This window comes from Pseudomonas sp. CDFA 610, from assembly GCF_021147865.1.
GTDB classification, from domain to species: domain Bacteria; phylum Pseudomonadota; class Gammaproteobacteria; order Pseudomonadales; family Pseudomonadaceae; genus Aquipseudomonas; species Aquipseudomonas alliivorans.
This window is the reverse complement of sequence record NZ_JAGTPM010000011.1, coordinates 1-19,433: the sequence shown is the minus strand read 5'-3', so window position 1 is coordinate 19,433 and position 19,433 is coordinate 1. Positions and strand designations below refer to the sequence as shown.

12 protein-coding genes are annotated in these 19,433 nt (G+C 59.8%); 3 read left to right on the top strand and 9 right to left on the bottom strand.

Features of this window, described 5'->3' with window-relative positions; all coding sequences use genetic code 11:
- Window positions 1-165: 165 nt before the first annotated feature.
- The 3 genes from KDX39_RS20265 to KDX39_RS20255 form a co-directional block, all read right to left on the bottom strand.
- Window positions 166-2,133, bottom strand: coding sequence for a TonB-dependent receptor domain-containing protein (locus KDX39_RS20265; RefSeq protein ID WP_231661595.1), 1,968 nt, complete (start codon window positions 2,131-2,133; stop codon window positions 166-168).
- 81 nt (window positions 2,134-2,214) lie between these two features.
- Entirely contained in the window at window positions 2,215-3,102 is an 888-nt protein-coding gene (gene mmsB, locus KDX39_RS20260; RefSeq protein WP_231661594.1) for a 3-hydroxyisobutyrate dehydrogenase, read from the bottom strand.
- 30 nt (window positions 3,103-3,132) lie between these two features.
- Complete coding sequence (locus KDX39_RS20255; protein WP_231661593.1) at window positions 3,133-4,659, bottom strand: CoA-acylating methylmalonate-semialdehyde dehydrogenase; 1,527 nt, start codon at window positions 4,657-4,659, stop codon at window positions 3,133-3,135.
- A gap of 159 nt (window positions 4,660-4,818) precedes the next feature.
- Between KDX39_RS20255 and KDX39_RS20250 the strand changes: the two genes are divergently transcribed.
- The 3 genes from KDX39_RS20250 to KDX39_RS20240 all read left to right on the top strand — a co-directional run bounded on the left by KDX39_RS20250 (window position 4,819) and on the right by KDX39_RS20240 (window position 7,540).
- On the top strand, window positions 4,819-5,790 hold the full coding sequence (locus tag KDX39_RS20250; RefSeq protein ID WP_099226456.1) for a LysR family transcriptional regulator: 972 nt from the start codon (window positions 4,819-4,821) through the stop codon (window positions 5,788-5,790).
- A gap of 183 nt (window positions 5,791-5,973) precedes the next feature.
- The gene (locus KDX39_RS20245; protein ID WP_231661592.1) at window positions 5,974-7,134 is read left to right on the top strand and encodes a polymorphic toxin type 44 domain-containing protein; all 1,161 of its coding nucleotides are present in this window, start codon (window positions 5,974-5,976) and stop codon (window positions 7,132-7,134) included.
- On the top strand, window positions 7,121-7,540 hold the full coding sequence (locus KDX39_RS20240; RefSeq protein ID WP_231661591.1) for a hypothetical protein: 420 nt from the start codon (window positions 7,121-7,123) through the stop codon (window positions 7,538-7,540). Before KDX39_RS20245 ends, KDX39_RS20240 begins: the two co-directional genes overlap by 14 nt.
- Window positions 7,541-7,573: 33 nt before the next feature.
- Here KDX39_RS20240 and KDX39_RS20235 read toward each other — a convergent pair whose 3' ends face one another.
- From KDX39_RS20235 to recC, 6 genes are all read right to left on the bottom strand, one after another.
- Complete coding sequence (locus KDX39_RS20235) at window positions 7,574-7,960, bottom strand: VOC family protein (protein ID WP_231661590.1); 387 nt, start codon at window positions 7,958-7,960, stop codon at window positions 7,574-7,576.
- A gap of 1 nt (window position 7,961) precedes the next feature.
- Entirely contained in the window at window positions 7,962-8,975 is a 1,014-nt protein-coding gene (locus tag KDX39_RS20230) for an isopenicillin N synthase family dioxygenase (RefSeq protein WP_231661589.1), read from the bottom strand.
- A gap of 226 nt (window positions 8,976-9,201) precedes the next feature.
- Complete coding sequence (locus KDX39_RS20225) at window positions 9,202-9,840, bottom strand: cysteine hydrolase family protein (RefSeq protein ID WP_231661722.1); 639 nt, start codon at window positions 9,838-9,840, stop codon at window positions 9,202-9,204.
- A 151-nt stretch (window positions 9,841-9,991) separates the two neighbouring features.
- Window positions 9,992-12,085 carry an exodeoxyribonuclease V subunit alpha gene (recD, locus tag KDX39_RS20220; protein ID WP_231661588.1) on the bottom strand — a complete coding sequence of 698 codons (2,094 nt, stop codon included), beginning with the start codon at window positions 12,083-12,085 and terminating at the stop codon, window positions 9,992-9,994.
- Window positions 12,082-15,774, bottom strand: a complete 3,693-nt coding sequence (recB, locus tag KDX39_RS20215; protein ID WP_231661587.1) for an exodeoxyribonuclease V subunit beta — start codon at window positions 15,772-15,774, stop codon at window positions 12,082-12,084. Before recB ends, recD begins: the two co-directional genes overlap by 4 nt.
- Window positions 15,771-19,247 (bottom strand): exodeoxyribonuclease V subunit gamma, encoded by a 3,477-nt coding sequence (gene recC / locus KDX39_RS20210; protein ID WP_231661586.1) that lies wholly within the window; start codon window positions 19,245-19,247, stop codon window positions 15,771-15,773. Before recC ends, recB begins: the two co-directional genes overlap by 4 nt.
- Between the last annotated feature and the right edge of the window lie 186 nt (window positions 19,248-19,433).

Genomic DNA, 19,433 nt, shown 5'->3' with positions numbered 1-19,433 from the left:
GACTGACTGAGCGCACATGCCGTGGAAGGCGGCTTTCCAGCGAAGGCGTCATTCCAGCCACTCACAGTTCGCCTGAAAAAACGTATCGCCAGCAAGCTGCCTCCCACAGGTTTTGCATTTACCCAGTGATTCCACGCCCGCGCGTCAGGCAACACGGCGGTTGAATCAGAACCGCACGGTCGTACTCGCCCACAGCGTGCGACCGTAATTCACCGTACCGTACGTTTCGTCATCCAGACGCTTATCGGTGAGGTTGTACAGCGCGGCATTGAACGACACGTTTTTAGTCAGTTCATACGATCCCCCCAGATCCGCAGTCGTGTACGCGGGCGACGGTTCGTCGTTGACGGTGTTGCCGTATTCCTTCCCGTAGTAGTTGGTCGCGGCCCACAATTGCGTGCGGTCGTTAAGGGTCCACTCGGCACGCAGGTTGGCCTTGCGTTCAGGTGTCAGGGCCAGCGGCGCACCGGCGTTGGCGCCGCTTTTCTGTTCCGAATCGGTGTAGGTGTAGTTGCCCTTGAGCGCCACGTCCGGGGTGATGTCCCAACGACCGTTCAGCTCGATGCCCTTGATCACCGCCTTGTCGACGTTGACGCGGTCCATCACGATGAAGCCGTTCCAGCGCTCCGTTGTGGTGACGGTCGAGAGCTTGTCCTGAAAGTCGTTGTAGAACACTGTCGCGCCAGCCGACAGGTCATTGCGGTTGGACCACAACGCCGACAGCTCGTAGTTGGTGCTGGTCTCGGGTTTGAGGTCGGGGTTGCCGAACATCACGAAGGTATTGCGTCGCAGGTACGAGTAGCCCGGCACCACGGCGCGCACTTCAGGTGCCTTGAAACCACGGGCCACGCCGCCCTTGAACGTCCAGTCGTCAGTCGCGCGCCACACGCCGTACACGCGAGGGCTGAAGTGCACGCCGTATTCTTCGTGATGGTCCATGCGCAGACCGGTAGTCAGCGCGAACGTGTCAGTCATAGACCATTCGTTCTCGGCAAACAGCGCTTTCTGCACCACCGAGAATTCATAATCCTTGCGGTCGCCCAGGCCCTGATTCCAGTCAGTCACCGTCGTGTCGTTCCACTGCAGGCCAGTGGTGGTGATATTGCGTTCAGTCGGCATCACCAGCTTGGCGTCCAGCACGGTGTTTTCAACCGTCGGCTTGCGGCCCAGCACATCCGTCTGGGCTGCGCTGGCCTTGCCTTCCCGGCTGGATTTCTCGTGCGCCAGCGACACATCCGATGTTGCCCAGCCCCAGCGGCCCTGGTGCGAAATCGACCAGTGATCGCGGTTGTTCTCCTGCTCTCGCGTCGCCCAGTTGGCGCTCAGGCCATCGCCGTTCTTCAGGCGTGTCGCACCGGCCTCCAGCAGGATGTCGTGATCAACCGTCGGCGTGATCGACAGCCGGGCGGTCATGTCGCGGTGATCGGCCTTACTGAAGCCATTGGTCTGCTCGATGTCATCGTCTGCCTGACGATCCAGATAACGCCCCCAGACCTGCAGGCCGAGCAGGTCGGTCTTGAGCGGACCGCCAAGGAAGAATTGTGTCTGCCGCGCATTGCCCTGATCGCTGTGCTGACGCGCCGAGTAGTCATAAGTGATCGAACCGCCCCACTCCGGCGTAACCTTGCGCGTGATGATGTTGATCACCCCGCCAATCGCGTCCGAGCCGTACAGCGAAGACATTGGCCCACGCACGACTTCGATGCGCTCGATGGCTTCGGCGGGTGGGATAAAGCTCTGCTCGTAGCCACTGTTGCCGTTGACCCGCGATTCACGGGCGCTCTGGCGTTTGCCGTCGACCAGAATCAGCGTGTAGTCGGCTGGCATGCCGCGAATGGATATGTCGGTTTCATTCGCCCCGCCATTGACGGTAACGCCCTCGACCTCGCGTACCGCATCGGTGAGGTCACGGAACGAGCGCTTGCGCAACTCGTCACCGGTAATGACCGTCATCGACGCCGGTGCATCCTCCAGGTTCTGCTCGAAACCGGCGGCGGTCACCACCACGTCTTCGAGGGACAGCACATTGGCCGACTCGACCGGCTCGACCGCGTAGACCTGTCCCGATGCCAGACAGGCCAGAGCGACATTGACCATCACAGCCACAGGCCGCAAACGAAGAGGAGAATGCATGAAGCTTCCTTACGATTCACAAGTAAAAGAGAATCGTATGCATCTGCATTCATAAAGGTTGGACAAGATGTGACAAGAACCTCAGCTCTTCCTGCGATACCCCTCAACGATCGCCGAAAAATCTTTCCCACCCTCGCCACGCAAGCTCATGGCCTGATACAGCTGATGCGCGACAGCCCCCAGAATCACCGGCTGCTGCACTGACCTTGCCGCCTCGGTTGCCAGCCCCAGGTCCTTGAGCATCAGTTCGGCCCCGAAACCGCCGGTGTACCCTCGCGATGCAGGAGCAGTTTCAACCACGCCCGGCCACGGGTTGTAGGCTTCAGAACTCCAGCAGCGACCGGTCGAGGTGTTGATGATATTGGCCAGGACTTGCGTATCGATGCCCAGCGCATTGCCCAGCGCCATCGATTCCGACACGCCGATCATGGAGATCGCCAACAGCATGTTGTTGCAGATCTTGGCGATCTGACCTGTGCCGACTTCGCCACAGTGCACGATGTTACGGCCCATCTGTTCCAGCACAGGTTTGAGCGTTGCGAAATGCTCAGGTGAACCGCCCACCATGAACGTCAAGGTGCCCGCCTGCGCGCCGCCAGTGCCGCCCGAGACCGGCGCGTCACCCAACACCACGCCTTGCTGCGCAGCCACAGCGGCAATGTCACGAATGGTCTGTGGATCGATGGTGCTGCAATCAACCGCAGGCGTACCGGGAGCGATGCCTTTCAGCACGCCGTCATCATTCAGATACACACTGCGCACATGAGCTGCTGCGGGCAGCATGGTGATGACCAGTGAGCTGCCATGCGCTGCCTGCCTGGGCGAATCGCTGATCTGCGAGCCCAGTTCGGCGAACTCGGCCAGTACAGTCGTGTTCAGATCAAACACGTGTAACGAGTGCCCGGCCTTGATCAGATTGCGAGCCATGGGCGCGCCCATGTTGCCCAGGCCGATGAATGCAATGTTCATTGTTATTCTCCTTCGCGGAACTGCTTGGGCTCAGCGCAGATTGATCGTGGTATTCACGCCGTCATTCACGCTGTCATCATCGAACCAGCGACTGGTAACGGTCTTGGTCTGAGTGTAGAACTGCACCACCTGTTTGCCGTATGGCCCCAGATCGCCCAGCTTGGAACCCCGCGAACCGGTGAAGCTGAAAAACGGCACCGGGACCGGAATCGGAATATTGATACCCACTTGGCCGACGTCGATTTCATTCTGAAACTTGCGCGCTGCCGCACCGCTCTGCGTGAACAGTCCGGTGCCGTTGCCGAAGGGGTTGGCGTTCACCAGCGCGATGGCGTCATCCAGCGTATTCACCTCGATCACCACCAGCACTGGGCCGAAGATTTCCTGGGTGTAGATCTGCATGTCGGTGGTGACGCCCGAAAACAGTGTCGGCCCGACGAAATTGCCACCCTCGTAGCCCGGCACTGAAATGTCCCGGCCGTCCAACTCCAGCGTCGCGCCTTCACGTACGCCGCTTTCAATCAGATCGACGATGCGCTGTCGGGCGCGTCGTGAAATAACGGGACCGATGTCGGTACCCGGCTCATGACCGGCATTGACCTTGAGCTTCTGCGCCAGTGCCTTGAGGTCCGGCAGCCACTGCCTGGATGCGCCGACCAGCACCACCACCGAGGTCGCCATGCAGCGCTGCCCGGCCGCACCAAAACCTGCGCCCACCAGTGCGTTAAGGGTTTGCTCGCGGTTGGCGTCAGGCAGCACCACCGCGTGGTTCTTCGCGCCCATCATCGCCTGTACACGCTTGCCGTGCTGCCCCGCCAGGTCATACACATGGGTGCCAACGGCCGTCGAGCCGACGAAGGAAATGGCCTTGATGTCCTGATGCGTGCAGATCGCGTCAACGACCTCTTTGCCGCCGTGCACCACATTGAGCACGCCGGCCGGAATGCCCGCCTCGACCGCCAGTTCGACGAGCAGCATGGTCGACAGTGGGTCCTGTTCGGAAGGCTTGAGCACAAAGGTGTTGCCACAGGCGATAGCCATCGGAAACATCCACAGCGGGATCATCGCGGGAAAGTTGAACGGCGTGATCCCGGCGCATACGCCGATGGGCTGGCGCAGCGTGTAAGTGTCGACACCACTGGCTACGTTCTCGGCAAATTCGCCCATCTGCAACGTGCCGACTGAACAGGCATGCTCAACCACTTCCAGTCCACGAAAGATATCGCCCTCGGCATCGGCGAGCGTCTTGCCCTGCTCGGCACTGAGCACTGCTGCGATACGTTTGGAGTGTTCTCGAATCAGCGCCTGCAGCTTGAGCATGATGCGCATGCGCGCACCAATGGGTGTTTCCCGCCAGGTGCGATACGCCTTTTGCGCGGCAGCCACTGCCGCGTTCAATTCGTCCGGCGTGGCAAATGGCACTTGCGCGAGCACTTCCTGCGTCGCCGGGTTAACGATGTCCTGCCACTCGTTGCTTTGCGAGTCGACCCATTCGCCGTCGATCAGCAGTTTCACGCGAGCCACGGCCGTGTTGTTCTTGTTCAATGAGGCGTTCATTTCAACCGTTCTCCCTTCAGGCACACCGGACTCACCAGGCACTCGAGGCGCGGCCGTCACGGTCTCCCTGACAGCGTTGTTGTTGGATGGTCAGAGGGCGTGCTTTGGAGTATAGATGTGCAAACTTCTAACAAGAACGCACATAAAAGCAGGCTCAACATGCAAAAAAACATCACATCCCTGGGGCTGTTGAACTGGGATGACCTGAAGTTTTTCCTTGAAGTGGCACGCACCCGAAAAGTCAGCAGCGCCGCCAAGCGTCTGGCGGTGGACTACACCACCGTGTCGCGACGCATCACCTCGCTGGAAAACTCGCTCGGCACATTGCTGTTCGAAAAGTCCCGCAACAATGGCTTCATCATGACCGCTGAAGGTCAGCGCCTGCTGGGTTACGCCGAGTCCATCGAAAGCACGCTGCACCTGGCCTGCGAACAGGTCTCCGGCTCAAGCGTGGCGCTGTCCGGGCACATCCGCATAGGCTGCACCGAAGGTTTCGGCAGCTTCTTCATCACGCCGCAACTGAGCCACTTCCTCGACGCCTACCCCAGCATCTCGGTCGACATCCTGCCGCTGCCACACTTCATCAGCCTGTCCAAACGCGAAGCCGACATCGTCATCGCCCTCGAACGCCCCGAACACGGGTCGTATGTGTGCTGCAAACTCTGCGACTACAGCCTGCGCCTGTACGCCACGCAGGACTATCTGGACAACCACCCGCCGATCCAGCGCAAGGAAGACCTGAGCCAACACCCGTTCATCAGCTACGTCGACGACCTGGCCTTCAGCTCCGAACTGCTCTACCTCGGCAACCTGCTCCCCAACGCCCAGGCGCAACTGCGCAGCACCAGCGTCATCGCCCAATACACCGCCGCCCTGCAGGGCCGCGCACTGGCAATCCTGCCGTGCTTTCTGGCATCGCAGGATCCGCGACTGGTGCCGGTGCTGAGAGATGAAGTGGAGATCATTCGGCAGTTCTGGATGTACTGCCGGGAGGACTTGAGGAAGTTGAAGCGGATTACGGTGTTGTGGGATTACGTGAGGGAGGTGACGGAGATGAACCGGGACGTGTTATTGGGCAAAACACAGGGGCTCCGGTTTGCAGATCAAGCCTCTAAAAGCAGCAACAAATAAGGTAGGACGAAGCGAGTGCACCTGACTTTGGGAGTATCAGATTTTCAGTACGCCACTCAATGTACATGCCAATCATGATTAGGACTCGTCCTACTGACTCATCCATTCGTTTGCGGCAACCTGCCGCGAGCCAGCTGAAGCTTGGCTTTATGTCCCAAGAAACGAAAGACGCAAGGATGATTCATGATTTCCTCTGCCCGGCTGGGTGACAAACACCTCTGCCCCATGCCTGGTCACGGCATAACACCTATTGCCTCGGCATCAAGTGACGTCAATATCAATTTTATGGGCTCCGCCCGTGTTGGTGATACCTGCGGGTGCGGCGCGGTACTGACTACCGGGTTTCCTTCCATTCTGGTGAATGGTCGTCCTATGGCTCATTTGGGAAGCCCTACCAGTCACGGCGGGACAATCATCACGGGCTCAGGCGACGTCGGTGGTGGATTCGTCATGGAGGACGCCGGCGGCGCAATGATCGTTAACTTCATGGCGCTTGGAGCCTTCCGGCCAGACGGCTCTGTAGACGATGAAAAGATGGCGACCTTGTTGGCTGATCCGAAGCTCAAGGAAAAAGCTCTGGCAGCGGATGCTTTGGTAGATCCTGAAGCAGCCGGTAAGGAGCCAGAGACGAAAACTGAGCCAAAAGTGGAACACGCCGTCTGCAAAGATCCAGACAGGATGGAAGAGCTGGCGACCTACATTGCTGACGAGATGAACACCAACATCAACAGCCCGGAAGTTCGGCAGATGAGAGAGCTCAATAGCTTCGATGCGGCTGCAAAAATGAAGGAGTACGAGGCGCTCTCATTTTACTTGCGCCTTGGGCCCGGCCCGGATTTTTACAGCATGGCGGCAGGCATGCAAGCAAAGGCTTTTGCCATCTGGACAGAACGTGTTGGTCAAAATCGCCCGTGGGATCACAAGCCGATCATTCGTCGAACAATTGGTGGTGTTTGGCACAAACAAGGTGAGTACGATTATTTTTATGACATCTGGTCCAACGTCCATTACGGATATGTAGGTATGGCCGGAGGGCTTTCCGAAAGCGTCCTGTTGGATGGTGCTGGAGCCGAGCAGATAATTTCAGACGCCGGACGGAAGGTTGAGGAGGTATTTACAAAGCCCAAGGCCCAATGGGAGCTCCCCGGTCCGAACCGCTCCGGTGATGTAGAGGGCCTGAGGGCCTGGGATGATGCTCCCGACCGAATATCCATTAGCATTGGAGTAAAGCTCTATCAACAACACCCCAACGGAGGCATCACGGCCAAAATTATCATGGACGAAGTGCTTGCAGTCCCGCCCCAGGCGTGGGGTAAAGGCGTCCAAATACATGTCTGTCAATAAACTCAAGATCCGGTATGGCCGCTGGATCATTCTTCTGCTCATCATCCTTACTGTCGCTTTTTGGTATTTTGCTTCCCCGATCGTAGCGGTCAACCTCTCTCCGAATAGCAAGGAGGAGTTTCGATACGTTTGGAACACTCAGGACAGAATCCATAGGGGTGATATCAGGCACGGCGGTTCAGCCGTTGAGTTCAGCCCCATATTCCCTGATGAGGCGTTCTTCATGATGTTCGATTGGTGGACTGATAAGGGTTTCAAACGCTGCATCGACATCACGCCTGAATGGGGAGGTACGATAGACATCTATCTTGATGATCTCGGCAGGATCGACACTGCCAAAACAGTGCCTGACGTAATTTCTCGTCTGAAACAGTGTCCGGGGAGACCAGACCCTTTCCGGCCATAAGGCACTGTCAGCACACATGAAAGCAACGCCGTTTCAAAGCATAAAGTTGATCCTGAAAACATTCCGCTCAGGGTCCAGCAGCACGGCCTGATACCAGTTGTAATAGGTCAGGTACGGTGCCTTGATCAGCGTCGCGCCCTGCTCTACCGCGACCGGCACAAGTCGATCCACTTCGGCTTGTTCCGAGACGTCGATGTTGAGCAGGAACTTGCACCCGCTGCTGCCCGCGAACTCGTTGAGGCCCAGCAACTCATAGGCGTCGAGCGCATTGAAACCGATGCTGGATTGGCCTGTGTCCAGCCCGCGAAAGATCGGCGATCTGATTGCTTCGATTTCGGGGAAGCCGAACAGCTCCGAATAGAAGGTGCTCAGGCGAACGATGTCCTGGGCGAACACGTTGACGTAAGACAGTGAGTTCATGTCAGGCCACCTTGCTGCCGCCGAAGGTAGTCTGTTTGACGAACTTGGACAGCAAGTGATCGCCCGAAGTGACCGGCGCATGCCGAGGCGTGGCGCCATCCGGCAGGCAGCCTGGCAGACACTCGATCAAGGTGTCGTAGTTGGGCTGATGGAAGAACACCAGCGACTGACGACGGTTGTCCTGCTCACTGGTCATCGGCGGGTTGACGACGCGATGTAACGTGGAAATCCACTGGTCGTTGGTCCACTGCATCATCAGGTCGCCGATGTTGACGACAAAACCATTCTCGACATACGGCACATCGACCCACTCGCCTTGCTGATTGCGCACTTGCAGACCGCCCAGCGCGTTGTCGGGACGCACGATGGTCAGGCTGCCGTAGTCGGTATGCGCACTGGCCCGTAACTGCCCCGCCTCGACTTCGGTCTTGATGTCCGGATAGCTGAGGCTGCGAAACATGCTGATATGCCGGTCAATCCGGTCGTCGAAAAAATGCTCGTCCAGCTCCAGCGCCAGGGCAAACAGGCGCATCAGCGACTGGGCCAGTTCGCTCATGGCGTCGAAGTAGGCTTGATACGCCTCTTTGAATCCAGGCAGCAATGCTTGCGAAGGCCAGACATTGGGGGCGAAGTGCGAACCCGCTTCGGCGTTGTGGTAGTAGTCTTCATCCGGCACGTTGCTCGGCCCGATGGAGAAGGACTCTTTGAGGTCCCCCGGCGCACTTTCCTCCAGCGAATACGACAGGCTCTCTTCGGCTATCGCGCTGTAACCACGCACCATCTCCGGGCTGGGTCGGTCAACCTTGCGCTTTTCAGCCAAGGGTAAATCAAAGAACTGCCGGGTCAGACGCGACACCCTGTCTATAAGCTCCTTGGGAATCCGGTGTTCGGTGATCACCAGAAAACCGATGTCCTTGCACGCCTGATTGACCGCCTGCGCCACGGCTGCCTTGCCGTCCGGTTCTCCTGAAAAATACGGGGCCAGGTTAACGATGGGCACATATTGCAGAGTCATACGGCTGATTCCTCTCGCTGACAGGATTCGGAAAAGGCTGGCCTCCAAGGGTGAAGGTCATCGAGGCGTGAGCAGAAACCATGCCACTGGAGAAATTCATAACGCATACAAAACGTTAGCTTTCCGTGCCCTCGGACCGGATCAAATGGTCTGAAACGGAGTGCATGGTTTGAAGGCGCAGTGACGAAAAACGGGCCACAACTGCGCACACGCTCGTCCACTGTTTCTAGGCAGTTTCAATACGCTGAATGACGTCGGCAGTCGTGGTGACTTCACCGAACTCATAAGCAATCGTCGTCATCGATATGCGCTGAACGTCCTCGGCGGATACAGCACCGAATCCGACATCCGGGTAGTCCATTGCCGCATTGGCATCGCTCAGGGCGATGACCTTGTACTCGCGGTGCACGCCGTCCCTGATCGTGGTTTCGCAACACACGTTGGTGACCGTGCCGCAGACGATGATGGTATCGACATCCCGCGCACGCAACACAGTGTCCAGGTCCGTGTTATGGAAACCGCTGTAGAACAGCTTGTCGATAATTACGTCACCTGGCTCAGGCGCGAGCGCTTCGATAACCTCGACGTCCGGGTCATGCCGCGCGAGGATCTGGTCCACGTTGGGGTATAAATCGCGCATGCGCCCGGTATCCGAACCATCACCGCGCACAATGTGACGCAGATAAACCACCATCACCCCACCCGCGCGTGCGGCGTTCAGCAGCCCTTGAATGGGCCGGACAATATCAGCGGTATTTTTTACGTACAACGCACCTGTGGGCTCGCAGAAGACTTTTTGCATATCCACGACGATGACCGCAGTTCTGCGCAGGTTGATCGACCACTGGACGAGGGGCTTGCTCATGGGATTCATCTCGGTTGAGCCTGACAGGCTGGAGAGACTTGCCAAGCAATAACCGTGCTGTCGGCATATGCCGTGACGACCGATATATCGGGTGACCGCCAATCCTGGCAGCCCCCCAAAAAAGTATCGACGCTGCACGGTGAGCAGGCCTTCAAAGCCCCAACATCAACCCACTCAATCGTTTCACCTTGCGCCGCAGCGCTTCTTCGAACACGCCCTGGCGGGGCTCGATCAGGCTGAACCAATGTTTGGCGCGAGTGATGCCGGTGTAGATCAGTTCCTTGGTCAGCACCGGGTTCAGGGCTTCAGGGAGGATCAGAGCGGTGTGAGCGAATTCGGAGCCCTGGGATTTGTGGACGGTCATGGCGTAGACGGTTTCAACTTCGTTGAGTCGGCTGGGCAGGACGAAGCGCACGCCGCCGCTGCCATCGTTACGTGGGAACGCCACGCGCAGGACCTGCGTGTGCTCGCCTTCCCGTTCCGGCAGACGCAGGGTGATGCCGATGTCGCCGTTCATCAGGCCCAGGCCGTAGTCGTTGTGAGTCATGAGTACAGGGCGGCCCTCGTACCACTGTTGCTCGCTTTCGATCAGGTTGGCAGTGAACAACGCGTGGGTGATGCGCTGGTTCAGGCCCTCCACGCCCCAAGGACCTTTGCGGACGGCGCAGAGCAGTTGAAACGAATCGAAGGCCTCCAGCACGGAGCGTGCCCACACAATCCAGCATTGGTCATCGAGCGTCGAGCCTTGTCCAGGGCGTTCGTCGGCCAACACGTTCAGGTAGTGCCGATAGCCTTGCGGTCCCTGCTCACCTTTGCCGAGGCCGTCGAGTACAAGGCGTTCGAACTTGAGGTCTTGGTCGCCTTTGAGCGCCAGTGCGAAAAGGTCACTGTGACTGCCTGCCGCCAGCAACGCACGCGCCTGTTGGTCCTGTTGCTGGTTGACCAGTCGCGCCAGTTGTCCGATACCGCTGCCCTGCCCGAAACGGCGCGAGTGACGCAACATCACCACTTGTTGCGCCAATGGATGCTGTTGCGCATCGCCCTGACGCAGACCGCCCTTGTCCAGTTGCTCGCCGCTGACGGCTTCCAGCCAGGCTTGGGTTTCGGGGCTGTAAAAGCCTTCTTCAGCGTCGCGACACAGGTCGCCGAGTACAGCGCCTGCTTCGACGGAGGCTAACTGATCCTTGTCGCCCAGCAGCACCATTCGTGCATGGGCGGGCAATGCGTCCAGCAGGTTGGCCATCATTTCCAGGTCGATCATCGATGCTTCATCGACCACCAGCACGTCCAGCGGCAGCGGGTTGCCTGCGTGATGACGGAAGTGCCGCGTGCCGGGACGACTGCCCAGCAAGCGGTGAACCGTGGTGACTTCGGCAGGAATCCTCTGCCGCACCTCGGTGCTGACATCCAGACTCTGCACCTGCTGACTGATGGACTCGGTCAATCGCGCCGCCGCCTTGCCGGTCGGCGCTGCCAGACGGATGCGTAAAGGCTTGCCGCTCTGCACGGCAGGCGCTTGCAGCAACGCCAGCAAGCGCACCACGGTGGTGGTCTTGCCGGTGCCGGGTCCGCCAGTGATGATGCTGAAAGCTCGACGCGTAGCCAGTGCGCAGGCCAGTTTCTGCCAGTCGATGATGGCGTCCGGCGCTGGGTTGGCCGCGCCGAACAAGGCCTCGAGACGCTGCGCCAGCTCTGTCGGCGGCGCTTCGTCCTGCGCCAGCCGCTGACGCAACGCCGCCGCGATGCGCCGCTCGTAGGTCCAATAGCGGCGCAGGTAAAGGCGTCGATCCGACAGCACCAAGGGCTTCTGCAGCGCCTCGACGCTGGAGTCTCCTGCACGCGCCACTAGAATGCTGTCCGCCAGTGCCTGACACCATGCAGCACCGTCCAGTGCCGCCAGCAGCTGCGAAGGCAACAGCATCGGCCCGCTTTGCAAATCGCCTTCCGGCGGCAAAGACAGGGCGAAATCAGGTTCTTTCAGTGTTTCGTAAAGGTCGAGACACACATGGCCGTGTCCCAATTGATGGCTGGTCAGCGCGGCGGCGACCAGCACCAGCGGATCGGCCTGCGGATCGAGGTCACTGAGAAAAGCCACGAAAGCACGGTCCAGTGCGCGCAACCAGCCTCGCTCGACCCAGCGTTCCAGAAGGATCAGCAAATCCTGAACGCGGTGCAGCGGGCTCAGGTCTGTGAGGCTGACGTCATTCAGCGCGGTAGGCAACAGCTCTTCGAACGAGCGAGTCATGCGAAGGCTCCTGACAATGCCTGCGGTACGGGTTTGCCCTGAAAGAGCAGGTCCAGGCTTTCGATCAGCTCACGCGGCGGCCGGGTGAAATACGCGCCTTGAGTGGACGCATGGGCGCCGCGCAGGAACAGGTACAGCGCGCCGCCCATATGCTGGTCATAGTCGTAATCGGCCAGCCGCGCCTTGAGCTGTCGGTGCAAGGCCAGCAGATAGAGCACGTATTGCAGGTCATAGCGGTTGTCGAGAATCGAGGCCTCCATCGCCAGCTCCGTATAGGCGGTCTCATCCGGACCCAGCCAGTTGGACTTGTAGTCGGCAACGTAATAACGCCCCTGGTGTTCGAACGTCAGGTCGATGAAGCCTTTGAACATGCCGTTGAGCGAGACAGTTTCAGTGGCAGCGCGTGGCGCGTTGTCGTGGGTAAAACGGCGCACGAGGGCGTCCATCTGCCTGACGTCGACCTGATTACTGGCGAACCAGAATTCCATTTCGACGCGATATTGATTGGGTTGATCCAGCTCGCCCAGCGCAACCGGCGCGGTATCCGGTGACAGACGCAGCGGCATGTTCAACACATGCTGCAGCCAGTCGCACAGGGTATTGATCCAGCCTTTCCAGCCGCGGCGGTTGCAGCGCCTGGCGACCGCATCCTCAAGACGTTCGGGGTCACTGGCGGCCTGCGCAAAGCCATCGTTGCCCGCCCATTCCAGCAGACCGTGCAGAAAGGTGCCGGGGTTCGGACCCCGCGGGAAGCGATGGATATCGCCGCCACTGGCCGGCACGTCGCGAGGCGCTTGCGGGTCAAGGCGTTCGTCATCGAACAGTTTCTGCGCCTGCGGGCTGTCCGGAGACTGGTCGGCACCGGCGGTGATCGTGTCGCCGATGCGCAGCGCACTGTACGAGGCGATCCACCAGTTTTCGGCAGCACGCCGTTTGGGGACCAGCGGCTTGAGCAGAGAGGCTTCGTTACGCGGCGCGCTGAAAGTTTCGCCGGTCGGTTCGGGCACAGGCTGCAGCGCAATGGCCTCGCAGCCCGCATGCAGATCACGCAGCCAGACGTTCAGATCAGCCGATTCACCAAGCACCGCACCTCCACCCAGCAGGTAACCCAGCGCCGAACGGTGCAGCATCGAGCTGTTGGCGTTGCCGCGCTTGAGGTCTGCGACGCCCAGCCAGCAGGCGTGTTCCGAGCGGGTCAGGGCGACGTAGAGCAGTCGCAGATCTTCGGCCAGACGCTCGTCGTCCGACTGCTGAATCAACGCTTCGGTGGGCTGCAGACTGATCTGCGCATGACCGTCGGCATCGTGAAACTGCAACGGCAGGCGACTGCCGTCCACAGGTTTCGAAGAGCAGATGAACGGCAGGAACACCAGCGGATATTGCAACCCTTTGGACTTGTGAATGGTCACGACCTTGACCAGTTGCTCGTCGCTTTCCAGCCGCAGGATCTGCTCTTCGCCCGCCTGGCCGGACAGCGCCAGATGATCACCGAGGTGACGAATCAGGGCCTGTTCGCCATCGAGTTCGGCCGCGGCCTGTTGCAGCAGTTCGGACAGGTGCAACAGATTGGTCAGCACGCGCTCGCCATCGGTGCGGGTCATGAGTGTCTGTGGCAAGGCGAAGTCATGCAGCAGACGACGCAGCATCGGCAGCACGCCCTGAGTGCGCCAGATGGCGCGATAGCCACGGAACTGCATGACGCGCCGTTCCCAGGCCAGTTCGTCCTGATTCAGGCGCTCCAGCTCGGCCAGCGGCAGGTCCAGGGTGATGCAGGCCAGCGCGGCCCGCAGCGTGCGCTCCGAATCGGGTTCGGCACAGGCCTTGAGCCACGACAGCAGATCGTGCGCTTCCTGTGCGGCGAACACGGAGTCCTTGTCCGACAGATAGACGCTGCGCACGCCGCGCGCCGAAAGCTCGTTGCGCACAGCCTGGGCTTCCTTGCCGTCACGCACCAGAATGGCGATGTCGGCGGGACGCAGGCCACGCAGCGCCTTGTCTGGCGCGGCAAACCCGGCGAGACCTTGCTGACCTGCATTGAGCAGTCGCACGATTTCACTCGCGCAACTGGCCGCCAGTTGTTGACGATAAGCAACGCCGGATACCGGTTGATCGCTTTCCAGACGCCAGACCGTCAATGCCGCGAGCGCTGCGCCATCAACCTGTAGCGTCTCCTTGCGCCCTTGAGCCAGCGCTTTGGAAAATGGCACGGGATTGTGTTCGCCTTCCCGGAACAGAAACGCGCCGCGCCCTTCCGGACGCAACTCGGCGCGTTCGAACACATGGTTGACCGACGCGACCATCGCATGGCTGGAGCGGTAGTTGGTGTCCAGCGTGTGCCAGCGACCCGAGGTGGCCTGACGGGCGCGCAGGTAAGTGTAGATGTCTGCACCACGGAACGCGTAGATCGCCTGTTTGGGGTCGCCGATCAGAAACAGGCCGGTCTGTTCATCGTTGTCTTCAAGGCGATAGATGCTCTCGAAGATGCGGTATTGCACAGGATCGGTGTCCTGAAATTCGTCGATCAATGCGACGGGAAACTGTTCGCGGATCAGGGTCGCCAGTCGCTCACCGCCGGCACCGTGCAAGGCGCTGTCGAGCCGCAGCAACATGTCGTCGAAGCCCATTTCCGCACGGCGACGCTTCTCCTCTTCAAAACGCGCGCTGACCCACTGCGCAGCATGTTGCAACACTGCGGCATCGGGCTTCGGCAAACCATCAAGCGCGGCCTTGAGCGCTTGCATTGCGTCGAAGGCCGGGTGCGAAGGCGGGTCGCTTTTCCACGCTTCGGCAATGCCTTCGGGTGTCAGTCGGGTAAAACCGGTGCCCAGGTCCAGCGCCTCAACCGTTTCGTCGGCTGCCCAAGCGGCAAGCTTCTCGAACCAGGGCTTGAAATAGCGCTCCTGCATCTTGCGGCCATCGACAATCTTGCGGGCCACGCCGTCCATGCAGATCGCTTGCAGTTCAGCGGTCCAGACGGTCCAGGGTGCTTTCAGCGCGGCCAGTGCCTTACGACGCTCCAAAAGGGACGCGGCGATCAACTCGGCGGGCTCTTGAGTGCCGAGAGTGCGCTCACGTCCGAAAAGCCCCCGCACGCGGGGTAACAGGGCCGCTGGACCGCTCCAGTGTTCACGTACCCAGTTCAGCGCATCGCCGCTCATGGGATAACAGAATCGACGCCAGTAATCGCGCAGCACTTCGCCCAGCAGATCGCTGTGATCGGTTTCCAGGGTCTGGGTGAACAGACTGCCACTGTCGAAGGCGTGCTCGCGCAACATGCGCTGACACCAACTGTGGATCGTGGACACCGCAGCCTCGTCCATCCACTGCGCCGCGATGTCCAGCCGATTGGCACAGCTTGGCCAGAGTTCGGCGCTGAATTGCTCGCGTAACTCGGCAATCAGGTCATCGGGCGCATCGATTTCATCACGAAAGAATCGCGCCGCCTCGGCGAGGCGGGTACGAATCCGGTCGCGCAGTTCTTTGGTCGCGGCGTCGGTAAAGGTCACCACCAGTATTTGTGGCGGCAGCAATTCGCGGCCGAAGCCTGATGATTCATCACCGTGCCCCAACACCAGGCGCAAATACAGCGCCGAGATGGTGAAGGTTTTGCCGGTACCGGCGCTGGCTTCGATCAGCTGACTGCCGCGCAACGGAAAGCGCAGCGCCAATGGGAGCGTCATGTCGTTCATGCACCGGCCTCCGCGCTGGCAAGCGATTGCCAGGGCGCATCGTAGATCGGCTTGTAGAGTGTGTCGCACCAGCCGGCAAATTCTTCGCTGTCCATCAGGGCGTCAAAATCCGGGTATTGGCGGGCCAGCGCCGTGCTTTCCCGACGCTCACCGTCAGTGGTCTGGCCGTCGCCTTCATAGGCTTTGCGGGCGGCGGCTTCGGCTTTGTCCAAAGGCTGTCCCAGCCAGGCGAATGCGGTTTTCACGGCAACCGGCAAAGGCTGTTGCATGCCGCGCAGCCAGGCCATCAACAAATGATTGAGAGTCGTGACCGCGGCGTCTTTTTCCAGTGGAGCCAGCATCAGGGTTTCATCACTGGCCACCAGCGCCGTACTCAGCGGCAATCCACAGGCGCAGGCGACCAGATGATTCACCCAGGGCCGGATCAGCTTGTGCCACTTGCGGATCTTCTTCGAGCCAATGCTGTTGGGAATCGCGGTGATCAGCAGCAACTCGCCTTGGCCGTTGCGATGCAGACCGCCCAGCCAGCCATCGATGCTCACGCCGTTATGGCTGAAACTGATCGGCAGCGCGCTGCTCAGCGGCTCGGGCCAGAGCGTCAACAGGTCCTGATAACGCCTGAGCACATCGGGCAGCGGCTTGATCAGTTCCTGCTGCATACACGTACCGAAACCTGCCAGCGGAAGCAGGCCGCTGGCCTGCAGTTTGAGCGCCTGGGCCTGCAGCGCACTATCGATATTGTCCGGCTGGGCCATGGCGGCATTGAGCAGACTGTCGCTTAGGCCATAACGCTCAAGCGCGTCGAGCACGAAGGGTTCTTCATCGGCCAGCGGGGCTTCGGCAACTTCAAAGTAGATTTTCAGACGTTGGCTGAAAAAGTGCTTAACGGGGTTGCGCAGAAAGTCCTGCAATTGGGCGATGGTCAGCGGCTCGTCCTGTTCGTGTGCTGGCAGTACAGCCTGAACGGGCACTACGGCATCGGTTTCATGCAGGAGTCGCCATTCGCGGGCGAAACTGAAATAGCCGGTGCCTTCATGAAAATAATGGGCGCTGAACGGCTGCAATGGATGTTCCAGCGTCAACGCTTTCAGCAGCCTTTCTCCCTCATCGAGCTTGCCGGTTGCATCTGCCTCACCGGCCAGCTTCCAGCCGCTGGCCAGATGATCCCGCAACTGACCGATCAGCACCGATGCAGGCCGATCACTGTTGTCACGAATGCTGCGGCCGACCCAACTGATGTAAAGCTGGTCCCGGGCGGATAGCAGTGCTTCCAGCAGAAGATAGCGGTCGTCTTCACGTCGCGAACGATCGCCGGGACGGTAGTCACTGCCCATCAGGTCGAAGTCCAGCGGCGGTTGGGCACGTGGGTAATCACCGTCGTTCATGCCCAGCAGACAGACCACTTTGAAGGGAATTGCCCGCATGGGCATCAGCGTGCAGAAGTTGACCGAACCTGCCAGAAAGCGCTGGGACAGCCGCCCCTGATCCAGTCCGGCCAGCCAGGCTTCACGAACGACTGTCAACGGCAGTTCATCAATGAGACCGACGGTTTCGCAGGTCTCCAGCCAGCTTTCGCGCAGGGTTTCGAGCTGGGCGAGCAGGTAATCGTCGTGCTCACTGTCGGCAGCGAAGAAGAGTTGCAGGACAGCTTGCAGACGAGCGCCCCATTGCGTCGGGGTGGCCGGTTTCGAAAGTTCGCCATGAGCGGCCTCCAACGCGTCAATCAGGGCCACCAGCGGGCCGATCAACGCGGCGTCCAGCCCACCGATTTCATCATAGGGTTCGATCCCTTCGTAAGCAGCACCGGCACCGACGGCATAGCCGAGCAGCATGCGGCGCAGGCCGAAGTGCCAGCTGTTCTGCTCCAGTGCATCCGGCAAACCCAGCCCCGCACGTTGAGGTGCATTCAGGCCCCAACGGATGCCTGCGCCTTCGATCCAGCGATGCAGGGTCGGCAGGTCACGCTCCTGAATCCGGAAGCGTACGCGTAGCGCGGGGACGTCGAGCAGGTCGAGAATCTCGCTGACCGGGAAGCGGCTGTCGGGCAGTTTCAGCAGGTGCTCGACGGCGATCAGCAAAGGCTCGCGGCCACGCTGCCCCTGGTCAGCCAGCGTGAAAGGGATGAAGCGGCGATCATCGCGTTCTATCTGGCCGAAAACGGCGCGGATGTGCGGCGCGTAACTGTCGATGTCCGGGACCATGACGATCACATCACGCGGACGCAATTCGGGATCACGACTGAAACGGGCCAAGAGCTGGTCATGCAGCACTTCGACTTCCCGTTGCGCGCTGTGAGCAACGTGAAAGCGAATGGAGCGGTCTTTGAGAGCGTCTACGGCTGGCCATAGCTCCCGCGTTTCATCCAGAGGACGCAGCTCAAGGATGTCGTCCTGCAGTTGATTCAGAATGTTCCTGGGTTCGCTTTCGCTGAACAGGTCGATGCGCTCGTCCTTGAACGAAGCACGATAGCTGCGCGGGTCGTCATGACTGTCGAGCAGATTGATGTAGTCACGACCCTGCTTGCCCCATGCAGCGAGCAAGGGATGCGCGTGCTGGTGCAGAGCCTCGGGGTCGAGCACCAGTGGCATGCCGGTCTTGCGTGCCTGACGCTTGTACTGATGGCGCAGCAAGTCTTTGTCGGCAACGATGTCGGCCCAGTGATGACGGCATGGATTATGGACGCAGAGCAAAACCTGACTGAATCGGGCTAACCCGGCGAGCGCTTCGAGCGCCTGCGCAGGCAGTGATGAAATGCCGAATACGATGACACGCGCAGGCAGTCCGGCAGGCGCTTCAGTCAGCATACTGATGCGCTCGATGAAACGCTGATGCACGCCTGCACGACTCTGGGCCATACCTTCGGCACCGACATCGTGCAATAGCGCTCGCCATAGCTCTGCCTGCCAGCAGTTGGAAGCGGTCAGCGGCTTGGGCTCACCTCTTACGTTACGCAGTTGATGACGCCCGGCTGCCCAGTCTTCCAGCCAGTCAGCGCGGTATACCTGATATTGGTCGAACAGATCCGACAGACGCTCCGACAATTGATAGCGCTTGCGCAGATCGGTGTCTGCCGTGAGGAAACGTTGCAGCGGTTCGAAATGAGGCTGGTGGATGAGCTCCGGTAACAGACGCATGAGTCGCCAGGTCAGCGGGCCTTTGTCGAGCAGAGAGGTTTCGGGGATTTCGTCTCGACCCAGGACTGTCCGGTAGAGCTTCCACATGAAACTGCCGGGCAACTGAACGTCGATGGCGGCAGCGATACCGCATCCACCAAGGTCCTCATCCTGAGCATCCTCGGCCAGAGCCAGCTTCAGCCATTGGGCGATGCCATTGCTCTGCACCAACGCAATCTCGTTCTCCAGCGGGGCCAAGGGATAACGCCGCATCCAGGAAACAACCAGACTGCGCAGCTCATCCGGGCGGTTGCCATGAACCACCATGAAGCCAGCGCTCAGCGAGGTTGTAACGGGCATGCTTGCTTCCTTGACGTTAACGAGTGAAACCTGAGGCCAAACCATAAGGGCAAGCGCCGGGGATTGCCACTCACAAGTTGAAGGCAGGGTATGCAACCTGATCGCCGGAAGCAGGTTGGACGCTGGATCACTGGCAAGAGTTAGGGGGCTTTTGTAGACGCCACACAGACAAAACCCCTCATCGCG